Here is a 14881-nt window from a genome sequence, read left to right on the forward strand (position 1 = left end):
TCTTCGCTTGACTACTACATGGCGTGGCGTCAAACTCTCAAAAGAGAATGATTTTTATTTATATTTGTTGCGCTTTTTTTATTACGTTGGCGTTCACGTGGCTCACAACACAAAACAACCGGGACTGGTTCTGGAGAACCTCTCTGCGGGCTATCAGAAAAAAATCATCGTTGATGATATCTCCCTTGCCATCCCTCAGCAGAAAATGACGGTGCTGGTAGGGGCGAACGGCTGTGGGAAATCCACGCTGTTGAGCACTATCGCGCGGCTGCTGCAGCCGCTTGGGGGAACCGCGCTGCTGGACGGTAAAGCCATTCACGAGCAGCCGACCAAAGCCGTCGCCCGCCAGCTTGGTATTCTCCCGCAGTCCCCGCTGCTCCCGGAAGGGTTAACCGTTTTTGAGCTGGTCTCGCGCGGGCGCTTTCCCTGGCAAAACGTTATGCGCCAGTGGAGCGACGAGGACGAACTGGCGGTGGAAGAGGCCCTGCGCCTGACCGGCACGGCAGCGTTTGCCCATATGCCGGTGGAAAGCTTATCCGGCGGCCAGCGTCAGCGCTGCTGGATCGCCATGGCGCTGGCGCAGCAAACGCCGTATATCCTGCTTGACGAGCCGACGACGTACCTCGATCTCCGCTATCAGGTGGAGATCCTGGAACTACTGCACGCCCTGACCCGCCAGCATGGGCGTACCGTCGTGGTGGTGCTGCACGATCTCAACTTTGCCGTGAACTACGGTGATTCCCTGGTCTTTTTACGCCAGGGAAAAGTCGAGGGGGTGTTACATGAAGGCGACGCCTGCACGCCGGAGCTGATCAAAGCGGTGTTTGATGTGGACGTGCATATGTCGATTAACCCGCTAACCGGCAAACCGTTCTTTATGCCGTTTCGCCAGAGCATTCAGAAGCCATGATGCGCATCTCTCTAGCTTTCCTGATTTTCACCCTGCTGTTGGCAATGGGGGCGATTGCTCATCTGGGGATCGGTGCACGCTTTATCGCCCCGCAAACGGTAGTGGAGGCACTCTTTCACTTCGACCCGCGCAATTTCGACCATAACATCATCATCAGACTACGGCTGCTGCGCCTCTGCGCCGCAATGGTGACAGGCGCCGCGCTCGGCGTGGCGGGCGTGCTGCTGCAGTCCGTGATCCGCAACCCGCTCGGCGAGCCGCATATTCTGGGGCTCAACGCCGGGGCAGCGCTCGCGGTGGTGGTGACCAGCGCGCTTGGGCTTTCGCTGCCGTTTGGTCGTCCGCTGATTGCCGCCGCCGGTGCCGCCGCGCTGTTTCTGCTGGTGCTGATGTTCTCCTCGACCGGTCGCACCGGGCTCACGCCGATGAAGGTCACCCTGTGCGGCGTGGCGATGTCGGCGTTTGCCTCGTCGATTACCGCCGCGGTGTTAATCCTAGATGAACAGACGCTGCTCTCTCTGCGCACCTGGCTGGCGGGTGATATCGCCGGGATCAACGCGCAGATGCTCCAGAGCGCCCTGTGGGCTGCAGCCGCTGGTTTTGTTCTTGCTATCGGGCTGTCGCCCTCGCTCAACATGCTGGCGCTGGGCGACAGAATGGCGCAGGGGCTTGGCGTGTCGCTGCTGAAAACCCGCCTCCTTGCCCTGCTGGCCATTGCGCTGCTCTGCGGCGCGGCCGTCTCCATCGCCGGACCGATTGGCTTTATCGGCCTTGTGGTACCGCAGCTCATTCGCCGTCTGGTGTCGGTCGATTTACGCGCGATGGTGCCGCTGTCGGCCCTCTGCGGTGCGCTGGTGCTGCTGCTGGCGGATATCGCTGCCCGCACGCTGTTTACCCCCTGGGAGCTGGCAACCGGCATCATGACGGCCCTTGTCGGCGCGCCCGTGTTCATCCTTATGGCCTCGAGGATGTTCAAATGAACCGGGCCGGACTCCGCGCGATCCGCGTTGGCCGCCTGTCGGCGCTGGTTCGCCCGAAGGCGCTGGCGTGCCTGTCGCTTTTCGCGCTGATGGCGCTAGGCCTGCTGGGCTTTGGCCTGACGCACGGTTCTCTGCCCATTCCCGCCTCTGCCATCGGGCGGGCGCTGTTTTCGCCTGAAAGTCTGACGGCGGAGACGCGCTACGTCGTGATGGATATCCGCCTGCCGCGCCTGCTGATGGCAGTGCTGTGCGGGGCGATGCTCGGGATGGCGGGGGCGGCGATGCAGTCCATCACCCGCAACGGTCTGGCTGACCCGGGGCTTATCGGCGTGAAGGAGGGCTGTAGCGCGGCGGTACTGCTGCTGATTTTTCAGTTCCCGGCGCTGAGCCTGGCCTGGCGTCCGCTGGTTGGCATGGCCGGCGGGCTGCTCACCGCGCTGCTGGTGATCGTCCTCGCGCGCGATATCTCGCGCCCGCGGTTCATTCTGATCGGCATCGGCGTGTCGTGGGCGTTTGCCGCGGCAATGGGCGTCTTTATGACCACCGCCGACGTGCGCGACGTGCAGACGGCGATGCTGTGGCTGGCGGGCAGCCTGCACGCGGCAAACTGGACGCTGGTGGGGCTGGCCGCGCTCTGGGCCGCCCCCGCGTTTGCGCTGCTGCTCTTTACCGCCCGGGCCGCGGACGTGGCGTTGCTCGGCAATCAGGCCGCTACGGGCCTTGGCGTGCGCACAACCCGGCTGGCGCTGCTGCGGGTTCTCGCTCCGGTGGTGCTGACGGCGGCCTGCGTCTCCTGCGTGGGCAGTATTGGCTTTGTGGGGCTGATTGCCCCGCACATGGCGCGCCTGCTGCTGCGCGGTGGTCAAACCGCGCTCCTGACGGGAAGCGCCGTGCTGGGCGCGCTGCTGGTGCTGCTGGCGGATAACGTCGGACGTCTGGCATTCCTCCCGCTGCAGCTGCCGGCGGGGATTGTGATTTCATTGATTGGCGGACCGTTTTTCCTGCTGCTGCTCTGGCAGCGCCGGGACAGATTTTAGGGGATTATGATGCGCGTACTGTTTTCGATGCTGTTGCTGGTGGGGTTCGCGGTGAGCGCGGCGGAGCCGACGCAGGTCTTTACTGACGATCTGAACCGAAAGGTGGTGGTGCCGGTTCATCCGAAGCGGATTGTTTCATTACACGATCTGGACATCACCATTCCGCTGATTGAGCTTGGCGTGCCGCCGGTGGCGAGCCATGGCCGTACGCGGCCGGACGGCAGCCATTTTCTGCGATCCAGCGGCATGTTGACCGGCGTCGACTTCGATAATTCCGATATCAAATTTATCGGCACGGCGGATATCGACATCGAAGCCATCGCCGCCGCCAAACCTGACCTGATCGTTACCGAGCCGACCCGCAACACGCCGGTGGAACAATTAGCGAAAATTGCCCCGACGGTGAGCATCGATCATCTCGACGGCGGCGCGCCGGAAATCTACCGCAAGCTGGCGCAGCTCACGGGCACGCAGGCAAGGCTCAAGGTTCTGGAGCGGCGATATCAGGAGCAAATCAAGGCGCTGAAGGCGACCATCGACACGCGCAAAATCACCGTATCGGTGATTCAGGCCAATCAGGGGAAAATCAACGCCATGCACAGCTACCACTCGCTGGGCCGCGTTCTGCGCGACGCCGGATTCAAATTCCCGCCACTGATTGAGTCCATCCCGGAAGGGGGGCGCATCGACGTCAGCGCCGAGCGCCTGCCGGAGCTGGATGCCGATTTCGTCTTTGCTACCTGGCGCGGGGATACGGGCGGTAAACCGCAGGACGAGCTGGCAGCGATGGAGGCGGTGATGCCGGGCTGGTGTCAGTTCCTGAATGCCTGCCGGCGCGGGCATTACGTGTTGATCTCGCGTGAAGAGGCGATCTCGAATTCGTTCGCGTCTTTAGGGCTGATGGCCGCGCAGGTGCAGTCACAGATTGCCGGGCGTCCGCTGCCGGAGGCATCACGGTGATCCGCAAAGAGAAGGGGCGCGTGGATGTCTATGGCGACCGCTTTCGCGCGCGGGCGCATCAGCTGACGCCGCGTCTGCTGCAGGTCGCACGCTATATCCATGACAACCGCGAAGCGGTGATGGAGCAGACCGCCATGGAGATTGCCGCCGTAGTGAAAACCTCGGATGCCACGGTGGTCCGCGCCATACAGGCGCTGGGGTTCGCCGGGCTGCGCGATCTCAAGCAGACGCTGGAGCAGTGGTTTGGCCCGGTGGTCACCTCCAGCGAAAAGATGTCCACCACGGTGAACACGCTCGCCAGCGACGTCAACGCGAGCATTGATTTCGTGCTGGAGGGACATCAGCACACCTGCGAGGTGTTATCCGAGCCCCACAACCGCTACGCGATGGCGCAGGCGGTCTCACTGCTGGCGCAGGCAAGGCAGGTCGCCATATTTGGCATTGGCGCCTCCGGTATTCTGGCCGAGTACACCGCCAGGCTGTTCAGCCGTATGGGGTTACCCGCCACGCCGCTTAACCGTACCGGGATCGGGCTTGCCGAGCAGCTGATTGCGCTTCAGCGCGGTGACGTGCTGGTGATGATGGCGCAGAAATCCGCGCACCGGGAGGGGCAAACCACCCTGCGTGAAGCAAAACGTTTGGGCATTCCCACCATCCTGCTGACCAACGCCCTCGATTCGCGTTTCAGTAAGGAAGCCAGCGTGGTGATCCACGTTCCGCGCGGTGGCGAAAAGGGTAAAATCCCGCTCCACGGCACGGTGCTGCTGTGCCTGGAGATGATCATTTTATCCGTCGCCGCCACCGAACCACAGCGCGCCATCAAGTCGATGAAGCGCATCAACGAGCTCCATCGCGGGTTAAAGCCGGGGAAGAAGAGCAGCTAAAAACAACAAAGCCCGGTGGCGCTAGCGCTTACCGGGCCTACGGTTCAGGTTTTGTAGGCCGGGTAAACGCAGTGCCACCCGGCAAATTCCACGAACTTAAACCCCTTGCTCCAGAATGCGGATGTGGGTTTCCAGCACGTCGCCCTTCACCGCGTCGCTCCACGCTTTCATGTGCGCGGTCTGCAGATGCGCTTCAAGATGCGCGACGGTTTCCCACTGCTCAACCATGATGATCGAGTCCGGCGCGGTCGCCTGGAAGCTGGCGTCAGTGGCGGCATCCACCATCGGCGCGTAGCCGTGGCAGCCTTCTTCTTTCAGTACGGTCGGGATAATTTTCGCGAACTGATCCAGCACCGCCTGGCGGTGATGTTGACCTGGACGAGTACGGATTTCTGCGATAACGGTAAGCATGTTTACTACTCCTTTAATTCCAGGCTACCAGTTAAGCAAAAATTTCCGCGAGATGCTTGCGATATTCTGCGATATAGCGCGGGACATCAGGCATTTTAATCACGTCGTTGACGATAAAGGTCGGCAGCGGATCCATGCCCAGGAACTGATTCGCCTTGTGGAACGGCAGATAAGCACCGTCTACGCCCACGCCTTCGAAGAACTGATCTTTCTCGGTGAAGGCTTCCAGCGGCGCGTTCCAGGTCAGTGACAGCATATATTTTTTGCCCTGAATCAGGCCGCCTGAACCGTATTTTTTGGACGCGTCAGAGCGGGTGCGGCCATCGCTGGCATACAGCGAACCGTGACCTTCCGTGAACACGTCGTCCATGTATTTTTTCACGGTCCACGGCGCGCCCATCCACCAGCCTGGCATCTGCCAGATCACCACGTCAGCCCACAGGAAGTTCTGCACTTCGGCTTTCACGTCGTAGTGGCTGTCTGCACGCACGACCTTAACATCATGCCCGGCGTCGCGCAGGAAACCGTCCGCGACCTCGGTCAGGGTGTCATTCAGCTGGCCTTTAGAGTGCGCAAATTCTTTTGCACCGTTAATAATCAGAATGTTGCTCATTTTTTGTCCTCGACGATGAGAGTATGCCGGGTATTCTACGCGCGAGGACGGAGCGGAAAAATGAGCAAAATGTGCAAAGTCTTTTGCTGGAGATGCAATAATCCGCTACCAGCTGACCTTCACCTCAAAGCCGCCTTCCGCCGCATTGCTCAGCGAGACGCGCATTCCGTGCAGCGCGGCAATGCGCCTGACGATAGAGAGTCCCAGCCCGCTGCCCGTGGCGTTCTGGCCCGGTGGACGATAAAAACGCTCGCCGATGCGCGCCAGCACCTCGGGGTCAACGCCGGGACCGTTGTCGCGCACGCTAAAGCTACGCGCGTCCAGCGTAACGTCCACCACGCTGCCGCGCGGACTGTAGCGGATGGCATTGTCCAGCAGGTTGCGCACTAGCAGGCTGAGCAGCAGGGGCTGTCCCTGACGCTTGACCTGCGGGGCATGGTTGTTGAGGCGAATATCAATCCCTGCCTGCTGCGCCGGATGCCAGATATCCAGCACCGCCGACTGCAGTAAATCGGCAAGCGTTATCGGTTCGACATCGTCCAGGTTGTCCAGCGAGTCCAGACGCGACAGCGTGAGGAGTTGGTCCACCAGCCGGGAAGCGCGGTCGATTCCCGCATGCAGCTGTGCCAGCGCTTTTTCCCGCGCCTGCGGATCGTCCTGCGAGAGCTGCGCCACGTCAGTTTGCACCTTCAGGGCCGCCAGCGGGCTGCGCAGCTCGTGGGCGGCATCGGACGTAAAGCGGCGCTCGCGGGTCATCATCTCCTGGGTACGTGCGAAGAGGTGATTCAGCGCGTCGAGCAGGGGGCGTACTTCCGTGGGCACACCCTGAAGCACAAGCGCATCGGTCGCATCCGGCGAGCGGGAGCGCAGGGTCTGCGCCAGCTTTTTGAGCGGCCTCAGCTCCCGGATCAGGAGGAGAACCAGCAAAAGCAGCATCACCGGCAGCGCCACCAGCCAGGGCGTGAGCTGCGAGCTGACCACGTCCAGCGCCATATCCTGGCGGTACTCCCACTCCTGACCGACAACCACGCGGTATTTCCCGTCGGGTGAGGTCAGCCACAGGAAACGCCATTCGTCGTTGTCGTCCTGGAGCTGCCCGTTAGCAAACCCGTCGCGGCGATAGTGATACGGAATATCGCGCCCGTTCTCGCCGTCGTTCAGCAGCATTTTGCCCTCGACGCTGTAAATGGCGAAAGCCAGCGCGTCGTCATCGAGACGGCCATGCTTCACTTTTTTTGGGATCTCGCGCATCCGCTCGGGGGCGCGGATCTCGTCCAGATCCATCGTCAGCAGCCGTTTGGCAAACAGCATCTGCTGCGTGTCAAAGAGCTTATCCAGCTTGTGGGTGGTCTGCTGCCAGGCCACCAGGCTGGCGGCAAACCATGCCGTCAGGGAGAGCGCTAAAAAGAGGAGCGTCAGGCGCAGCTTCAGGCTCAGGCGTTGCGTCAGCTTCATGCGTCACCCAGGGTATAGCCGATGCCGTGCACGGTGCGGATAAACTCGCTGCCAAGCTTGCGGCGCAGATGATGAACGTGGACTTCTACCGCGTTGCTGGAGACGTCGTCGTCCCAGGTATACAGTTTTTCCTCAATCGTCTTGCGAGGGAGCACGCGGCCTGCATTGCGCATCAGCAGTTCCAGCAGCGCGAACTCTTTCGGCTTCAGCGTCAGCAGTTCACCGTCCAGCGTGGCGACGAGACGGGTCGGATCGAGCGTGACCTTGCCGTGGCGTAGCTCGCTATGCGTCTGGCCGTGGCTGCGGCGGACCAGCGCCTCGAGGCGGGCACCCACTTCAATCAGCGCGAACGGCTTGCAGAGATAATCATCCGCGCCAAGACGCAGCCCTTCCACGCGCTGGTTAAGCGCATCCCGCGCGGTCAGGATCAATACCGGCTCGCTGCGCCCGCTTTCGCGCCACGCGCGCAGGATGTCCAGACCGTCGATTTCCGGCAGCGTCAGATCCAGCACCACGGCATCATAGGGTGCAGACGCGAGCGCGGCCTGACCGGTTTTACCGTCGGTAAACCAGTCCACGCTAAAGCCCATTTTGCTTAAACCCGCCCTGATACCGTCGCCGATTAGCGTGTCGTCTTCTACCAGTAAAATGCGCATATTCCCTCCTTGATGCCGTCAGTAAACCCTCTGTAAGCGCCTGCTGTACAGCAATAATAAATAAATTTTTCCCTTAAGAAGTTGTTAAGGATTACCCTGTTTAATGGACTGCGAAACCAGATTAAAGGGAGAGTTAATATGAAAAAATTCGCTGCCATTGCCGCCATCATGATGATGACCACTGCCCCCGTTTTTGCTGCGCAGGGCGGATTTAACGGCCCGTCCGCCACGCAAACCCAGCCCCAGACGCAGGCAGGCGGTTTTGTCGATAACGACGCCAACCTCACCACCGCGGTGAAGGTGAAAGAGATGAAGGACGACAGCTGGGTGAAGCTGCGCGGGAACATCACCCAGCGCCTGTCCGATGACCGCTACACCTTCCGCGATGAGACCGGCACGGTGAACGTGGAAATTGACCACAAGCGCTGGAACGGCGTGACCGTCACCCCGCAGGATAAAGTGGAAATCCAGGGCAAGGTCGATAAAGAGTGGAACGATTTTGAAATCGACGTGAAGCAGGTCATTAAGCTGAACAAATAACCCGAAAAGGGCCGCATAAGCGGCCCTTTTTCTTTGTGACTCAACTCGTCAGATAGGGTAGTATCTGCGGCAATATTGCCTGAAACCCTTCGGTTTCTGAGTTGAGGAATCACACGTAATGAGCGATATGGCAGAGCGCCTCGCGCTACATGAATTCACGGAAAATGCCTACCTGAACTACTCCATGTACGTCATCATGGACAGGGCGTTGCCGTTTATCGGGGATGGCCTGAAGCCCGTTCAGCGCCGCATCGTGTATGCGATGTCCGAACTGGGGCTGAACGCCACCGCCAAGTTCAAGAAATCCGCCCGTACCGTCGGTGACGTGCTGGGTAAATACCATCCGCACGGCGACAGCGCCTGTTATGAAGCGATGGTGCTGATGGCGCAGCCGTTCTCTTACCGCTACCCGCTGGTGGATGGTCAAGGGAACTGGGGGGCGCCGGACGACCCGAAATCCTTCGCGGCGATGCGTTATACCGAGTCCCGCCTCGCTAAATATGCCGAAGTGCTGCTGGGCGAGCTGGGCCAGGGGACCGTTGACTGGGTACCGAACTTCGACGGTACGCTGCAGGAGCCGAAGATGCTGCCCGCGCGTCTGCCGAACATCCTGCTGAACGGCACCACCGGGATCGCGGTCGGTATGGCGACGGACATTCCGCCGCACAACCTGCGTGAAGTGGCGAAAGCCGCCATCACCCTGATTGAGCAGCCGAAAACCTCGCTCGACGATCTGCTGGATATCGTGCAGGGTCCGGATTTCCCGACCGAAGCCGAAATCATCACCTCGCGTGCGGAAATCCGCAAAATCTACCAGAACGGTCGCGGCTCCGTACGCATGCGTGCGGTGTGGAATAAAGAAGACGGCGCCGTGGTGATCACCGCGCTGCCGCATCAGGTTTCCGGTGCCAAAGTGCTGGAGCAGATCGCCTCCCAGATGCGCAATAAAAAGCTGCCGATGGTGGACGACCTGCGTGACGAATCTGACCACGAGAACCCGACCCGTCTGGTGATCGTGCCGCGTTCTAACCGCGTGGACATGGAGCAGGTGATGAACCACCTGTTCGCCACCACCGATCTGGAAAAAAGCTACCGCATAAACCTGAACATGATCGGCCTCGACGGACGCCCGGCGGTGAAAAACCTGCTGGAGATCCTCACCGAATGGCTGACGTTCCGCCGCGATACGGTACGCCGTCGTCTGAACCATCGTCTGGAGAAAGTGCTTAAGCGCCTGCATATCCTCGAAGGTTTGCTGGTGGCGTTCCTCAATATCGACGAGGTGATTGAGATCATCCGTACCGAGGACGAGCCGAAGCCCGCCCTGATGTCGCGCTTTGGCATCAGCGAAACCCAGGCCGAAGCGATCCTCGAGCTGAAGCTGCGCCATCTCGCCAGACTGGAAGAGATGAAGATCCGCGGCGAGCAGAACGAGCTGGAAAAAGAGCGCGATCAGCTGCAGGCGATCCTCGCGTCCGAACGCAAGATGAACACCCTGCTGAAGAAAGAGCTGCAGGCTGATGCCGACGCGTTTGGTGACGACCGTCGTTCTCCGCTGCACGAGCGCGAAGAAGCGAAGGCGATGAACGAGCACGACATGCAGCCGTCCGAGCCGGTGACCATTGTCCTGTCGCAGAGCGGCTGGGTGCGCAGCGCCAAAGGCCACGATATCGACGCGCCGGGGCTCAGCTACAAAGCGGGCGACAGCTTTAAAGCGGCGGTGAAAGGCAAGAGCAACCAGCCGGTGGCGTTTATCGACTCCACCGGTCGCAGCTATGCCATTGACCCGATCACGCTGCCTTCCGCACGCGGGCAGGGTGAACCGCTGACCGGCAAGCTGACGCTGCCGCCGGGCGCGACGGTTGACCATATGCTGATGGAAGCCGATGACCAGAAGCTGCTGCTGGCGTCTGACGCGGGCTACGGTTTTATCTGTACCTTCAACGATCTGGTTTCCCGCAACCGTGCCGGTAAGGCGCTGATTAGCCTGCCGGACAACGCTCACGTAATGGCACCGCTGGTGATCGAGAACGAAAGCGACATGCTGCTGGCGATCACCACCGCCGGGCGTATGCTGATGTTCCCGGTCAGCGATCTGCCGGAGCTGTCAAAAGGCAAGGGCAACAAGATCATCAACATCCCGTCGGCGGAGGCCGCGAAAGGCGAAGATGGCCTGGCGCACCTCTTCCTGCTGCCGCCGCAGAGCACGCTGACCATTCACGTCGGCAAGCGCAAAATCAAGCTTCGTCCGGAAGAGCTGCAGAAGGTGGTGGGCGAGCGCGGTCGCCGCGGCTCGCTGATGCGCGGCCTGCAGCGTATCGACCGCGTGGAGATTGACTCTCCTGCACGCAGCGCGGCGGGTGACAGCGAAGAGTAATGTCGTGATATCCCCCTCTGTCCGGAGGGGGAATTTCAATAAAATTTCCCGTAAAATCGTTGTTAATTCGTGCGTTGCGATTAACAATACGCGCTCGTAATAAAGTCCTTACCTGGCCACAGGTGAAGTATAATTGTCAGCTGTCAGGGCTTCAGAGGTCGCTATGCTATATATTGTTCGTCTTATTCTTACCGTTATCTACTGTATTCTGGTCTGTATTTTCGGCTCTATTTATTGCCTGTTCAGCCCGCGTAATCCGAAGCATGTCGCCACCTTTGGCCATATGTTCGGGCGTCTTGCGCCGCTGTTTGGTCTGAAAGTTGAAAAACGCCTGCCGGAAGGAGCGGAGAATTTCGGTAACGCCATCTATATCGCCAACCATCAGAACAACTACGATATGGTGACGGCCTCCAATATCGTGCTTCCACCGACCGTGACGGTGGGCAAAAAAAGCCTGCTGTGGATCCCGTTTTTTGGTCAGCTGTACTGGCTTACCGGTAACCTGTTGATTGACCGTAATAACCGTGCAAAAGCGCACGGCACCATTGCAGAAGTGGTGAATCATTTTAAAAAGCGCAGGATCTCAATCTGGATGTTCCCGGAAGGGACGCGCAGCCGCGGCCGCGGCCTGCTGCCGTTTAAAACCGGTGCGTTTCATGCCGCAATTGCGGCAGGTGTTCCAATTATTCCTGTGTGCGTTTCCAATACTTCGAATAAGATTAATCTTAACCGCCTGAATAACGGGCTGGTGATTGTCGAAATGCTGCCACCCGTCGATACCAGCAAATACGGTAAAGATCAGGTGCGCGAGCTGGCAGCGCACTGCCGTGATCTGATGGCTGAGCATATTGCGCTGCTCGACAAAGAAGTCGCAGAGAGAGAAGCCGCCGGTAAGATCTAACCCGGCGTTGAAGGGAAAACGAATTCCCGCGTTGTTAGTCGTTTCAGATGGAGCTTATATGTCACTCAGTCGGCGTCAGTTTATTCAGGCTTCGGGGATCGCCCTTTGTGCGGGTGCGATGCCGCTGACAGCCAGCGCCGCCGGGCAGCAACAGCCGCTGCCTATTCCGCCACTCATTGAATCCCGTCGCGGCCAGCCGCTTTTCCTGACGCTGCAGCGCAGCCACTGGTCCTTTACCCAGGGGACGCGTGCGCCGGTCTGGGGCATTAACGGACGTTACCTTGGGCCGACCATACGCGTGTGGAATGGCGATGACGTAAAGCTCATCTACAGTAACCGTACCCCTGAAAATGTCGCCATGACCATCAGCGGCCTGCAGGTGCCTGGCCCGCTGATTGGCGGCGCGGCGCGCATGATGTCACCCAGCGCCGACTGGGCGCCCGTTCTGCCGATTCGCCAGAGCGCGGCAACCCTGTGGTATCACGCCAACACCCCTAACCGCACGGCGCAGCAGGTCTATAACGGCCTGGCCGGCATGTGGCTGGTGGAAGATGAAGTCAGCAAATCCCTGCCGATCCCGAACCACTACGGCGTGGATGACTTCCCGATTATCATCCAGGACAAACGTCTGGATAATTTCGGTACGCCGGAATACAGCGAACCGGGGAGCGGTGGCTTCGTTGGCGATACGCTGCTGGTTAACGGCGCGCAGAGCCCGTATGTCGAAGTGTCCCGTGGCTGGGTGCGCCTGCGCCTGCTCAACGCGTCTAACTCGCGCCGCTATCAGCTGCAAATGAGCGATGGCCGTCCGCTGCACGTGATCTCCGGCGATCAGGGTTTTTTACCGGCACCGGTGTCCGTCAAACAGCTGGCGCTCGCGCCGGGTGAGCGTCGCGAAATTCTCATTGATATGACCAACGGGGATGAAGTCTCTGTGACCTGCGGCGAAGCGGCAAGCATTGTTGACCGTATTCGCGGGTTCTTTGAACCGTCGAGCATTCTTGTCTCGACCCTGGTGCTGACCCTGCGTCCAACCGGCCTGCTGCCGCTGGTGACCGATAGCCTGCCCATGCGCCTGCTGCCGCAGGAGATCATGAGCGGCTCCCCGGTGCGCAGCCGTGATATCAGCCTGGGCGACGATCCGGGCATCAACGGTGCGCTGTGGGACGTCAACCGCATCGACATCACCGCGCAACAGGGCACCTGGGAGCGCTGGACGGTGCGTTCAGATATGCCGCAGTCGTTCCATATTGAAGGGGTAAGCTTCCTGATCCGCAACGTTAACGGCGCGATGCCGTTCCCGGAAGATCGCGGCTGGAAAGATACCGTCTGGGTGGACGGTCAGGTTGAACTGCTCGTCTACTACGGCCAGCCTTCGTGGCCGCACTTCCCGTTCCTGTTCCACAGCCAGACGCTGGAGATGATGGACAGGGGGTCCGTAGGGCAAATGCTGATCAACCCCGCGCCATAACCTCTGACATTCCCGGTTCGCCGGGAATGGTTTATGCCCGCCAGAAAAAGCGCGAGAACAGAATCAGCACCGGGTAAATTTCCAGACGCCCTAAGATCATTGCCGCACACATCAACAGCTTAGCCCCTTCTGTTAACGTGCCGAACGTCGACGCCGTCTCGCCAAATCCCAGCCCCATGTTGTTGATACAGGCGGCGACCGTCGCGAATGACGTAAACAGATCGTAGCCCATCAGATTAAGCGCCCAGACAAAAAAGCCCGTGATCATCACGTAGAGAAAGAAGAAGCTCCAGACCGAGCGCAGGACGCGTTCATTCACCACGCTTTTGCCCACCTTAATGCTCAGCAGCGCGCGCGGATGCGCCAGCTGGTTCATCTCCTGAATACTCTGCTTGAACATAATCAAAAAACGCAGGGCTTTGATCCCGCCGCAGGTCGAGCCTACGCAGCCGCCAAAAAAGCTGGCGCTCAACAACAGGAAGATGGTGTGGGTGGGCCATTGGGCGTAGTCGGCGGTCGACAGGCCGTTATCGGTCATCATCGAACTGGCAAGGAAGAAGGCGTGCACCAGGCTATCCGTGGGGCTGTACATGCCTGCATGCCAGACCTGCCAGGCGGTGATGAGGATAATCGCCGCAGCGGCGCTCAGGAAGAATTTAACCTCCGGGCTGCGACGAATCGGCTTCAGGGTGCGTCGGACAATGGCGACGTACCAGAGGGTGAAGTTAAACGCGGAGAGCAGCGAAAACGCCCCGGCAACCAGCTCGATTGCGTGGCTGTCATAAAAACCAATGCTCTCGCTGCGGGTGGAGAAGCCGCCCAGTGACACGGTCGAAAGCCCGTGACAGACGGCGTCAAAAAAGGACATTCCCGCCAGCCAGTAGGCCAGAGTGCAGGCCACGCCCAGCGCGAAGTAGGTCGCCCACAGCGTGCGCGCGGTATCGGCAAGGCGGGGCGTCAGACGCTCCTCCTTGAACGGCCCCGGCATCTCTGACTGATAGAGCTTCATGCCGCCAATGCCCAGCAGCGGAAGGACCGCGACGGCCAGCACGATGACGCCTAACCCGCCAATGAAATTCAGCTGAGCGCGGTAATACAGGTACGACTTAGGCAGGGCGCTGACGTCCCCGATCACCGTCGCTCCGGTAGTGGTGATCCCGGAAACCCCCTCAAAGAGCGCGTCAGCAAAGGAGAGCTGAAGCCCGTCATCCATCCAGAGCGGCATGGCGCTAATCAATGAAAAAAGCAGCCAGAACAGCACGATAATCACGAAACCGTCGCGGGTGCGCAGCTGGATGCCGGCGTGGCGGGTTGCCCGCCAGGTTAAGCCTCCGAGACTAAAAAAGGTTAAAAAAGTGGTCAGGAAGGCAAAGTAGGTCCGCTCTTTGTTCAGCAGGGCGATAACCATCGGCGGCAGCATGGAAAGGCTGTACAGCAGCACAAGGAAACCGCAGAGGTGCAGGACAACCCGCAGCTGGGAGACATGTAACGAATCGTTGGGCTTCACAACTGAGCTCCGCACAAAAACGCATTCCGGGGCAAATCACCGGAAAATAGAGTGAATATTATGATCCAAAATTATCAGGGCGGCATATTTTAACGACTTCCGTGAATATCTGCCTGCTTCCTGCATCCTTTTCTTCAAATCTGGCGGATGAACAGCGTATAATCCCGCTCCTTTTGTTT

Annotated in this window: 14 protein-coding genes; 9 read left to right on the forward strand and 5 right to left on the reverse strand. The window is 59.7% G+C overall.

All coding sequences use genetic code 11. The annotated features are described in order from the left end of the window. Positions 1–97 precede the first annotated feature (97 nt). From LLF79_RS12450 to LLF79_RS12470, 5 genes are read left to right on the forward strand one after another with little or no spacing between them, the layout of a single operon-like run. A complete protein-coding gene (locus LLF79_RS12450) occupies positions 98–910 on the forward strand; it encodes an ABC transporter ATP-binding protein (protein ID WP_045351661.1) in 813 nt (270 codons plus the stop codon). After that, positions 907–1890 (forward strand): iron ABC transporter permease, encoded by a 984-nt coding sequence (locus LLF79_RS12455; protein WP_227879582.1) that lies wholly within the window; start codon positions 907–909, stop codon positions 1888–1890. The genes LLF79_RS12450 and LLF79_RS12455 overlap by 4 nt, the downstream gene beginning before the upstream one ends. After that, positions 1887–2927: an iron ABC transporter permease gene (locus LLF79_RS12460; RefSeq protein WP_227879583.1), complete on the forward strand. Its 1041-nt coding sequence runs from the start codon at positions 1887–1889 to the stop codon at positions 2925–2927. Before LLF79_RS12455 ends, LLF79_RS12460 begins: the two co-directional genes overlap by 4 nt. 9 nt (positions 2928–2936) lie before the next feature. Further along, a complete protein-coding gene (locus LLF79_RS12465; protein ID WP_227879602.1) occupies positions 2937–3887 on the forward strand; it encodes an iron-siderophore ABC transporter substrate-binding protein in 951 nt (316 codons plus the stop codon). Further along, positions 3884–4771, forward strand: a complete 888-nt coding sequence (locus LLF79_RS12470; protein WP_021242303.1) for a MurR/RpiR family transcriptional regulator — start codon at positions 3884–3886, stop codon at positions 4769–4771. The genes LLF79_RS12465 and LLF79_RS12470 overlap by 4 nt, the downstream gene beginning before the upstream one ends. Before the next feature lie 96 nt (positions 4772–4867). Here the strand turns inward: LLF79_RS12470 and LLF79_RS12475 are convergent, their stop codons facing one another. From LLF79_RS12475 to qseB, 4 genes are all read right to left on the reverse strand, one after another. After that, on the reverse strand, positions 4868–5182 hold the full coding sequence (locus LLF79_RS12475; RefSeq protein WP_008502984.1) for a putative quinol monooxygenase: 315 nt from the start codon (positions 5180–5182) through the stop codon (positions 4868–4870). A 31-nt stretch (positions 5183–5213) separates the two neighbouring features. Next, positions 5214–5795, reverse strand: coding sequence for an NAD(P)H-dependent oxidoreductase (locus tag LLF79_RS12480; protein ID WP_014833281.1), 582 nt, complete (start codon positions 5793–5795; stop codon positions 5214–5216). 105 nt (positions 5796–5900) lie between these two features. Beyond that, complete coding sequence (qseC, locus tag LLF79_RS12485) at positions 5901–7250, reverse strand: quorum sensing histidine kinase QseC (protein ID WP_227879584.1); 1350 nt, start codon at positions 7248–7250, stop codon at positions 5901–5903. Further along, a complete protein-coding gene (qseB, locus tag LLF79_RS12490; RefSeq protein ID WP_055322133.1) occupies positions 7247–7906 on the reverse strand; it encodes a quorum sensing response regulator transcription factor QseB in 660 nt (219 codons plus the stop codon). Before qseB ends, qseC begins: the two co-directional genes overlap by 4 nt. Positions 7907–8044: 138 nt before the next feature. On the opposite strand from qseB, the gene LLF79_RS12495 reads away from it, so the two are divergent. From LLF79_RS12495 to ftsP, 4 genes are all read left to right on the forward strand, one after another. Then, positions 8045–8446 carry a YgiW/YdeI family stress tolerance OB fold protein gene (locus LLF79_RS12495; protein WP_106105447.1) on the forward strand — a complete coding sequence of 134 codons (402 nt, stop codon included), beginning with the start codon at positions 8045–8047 and terminating at the stop codon, positions 8444–8446. 118 nt (positions 8447–8564) lie between these two features. Next, positions 8565–10823 carry a DNA topoisomerase IV subunit A gene (gene parC, locus LLF79_RS12500; protein WP_227879585.1) on the forward strand — a complete coding sequence of 753 codons (2259 nt, stop codon included), beginning with the start codon at positions 8565–8567 and terminating at the stop codon, positions 10821–10823. A gap of 163 nt (positions 10824–10986) precedes the next feature. Continuing rightward, complete coding sequence (gene plsC / locus LLF79_RS12505) at positions 10987–11724, forward strand: 1-acylglycerol-3-phosphate O-acyltransferase (protein ID WP_008502990.1); 738 nt, start codon at positions 10987–10989, stop codon at positions 11722–11724. A 58-nt stretch (positions 11725–11782) separates the two neighbouring features. Next, positions 11783–13195, forward strand: coding sequence for a cell division protein FtsP (ftsP, locus tag LLF79_RS12510; protein WP_008502991.1), 1413 nt, complete (start codon positions 11783–11785; stop codon positions 13193–13195). A gap of 31 nt (positions 13196–13226) precedes the next feature. Here ftsP and LLF79_RS12515 read toward each other — a convergent pair whose 3' ends face one another. Beyond that, complete coding sequence (locus LLF79_RS12515; protein ID WP_227879586.1) at positions 13227–14702, reverse strand: TrkH family potassium uptake protein; 1476 nt, start codon at positions 14700–14702, stop codon at positions 13227–13229. Between the last annotated feature and the right edge of the window lie 179 nt (positions 14703–14881).

Source organism: Enterobacter cloacae complex sp. 2021EL-01169 (assembly GCF_020733125.1).
GTDB classification, from domain to species: domain Bacteria; phylum Pseudomonadota; class Gammaproteobacteria; order Enterobacterales; family Enterobacteriaceae; genus Enterobacter; species Enterobacter roggenkampii.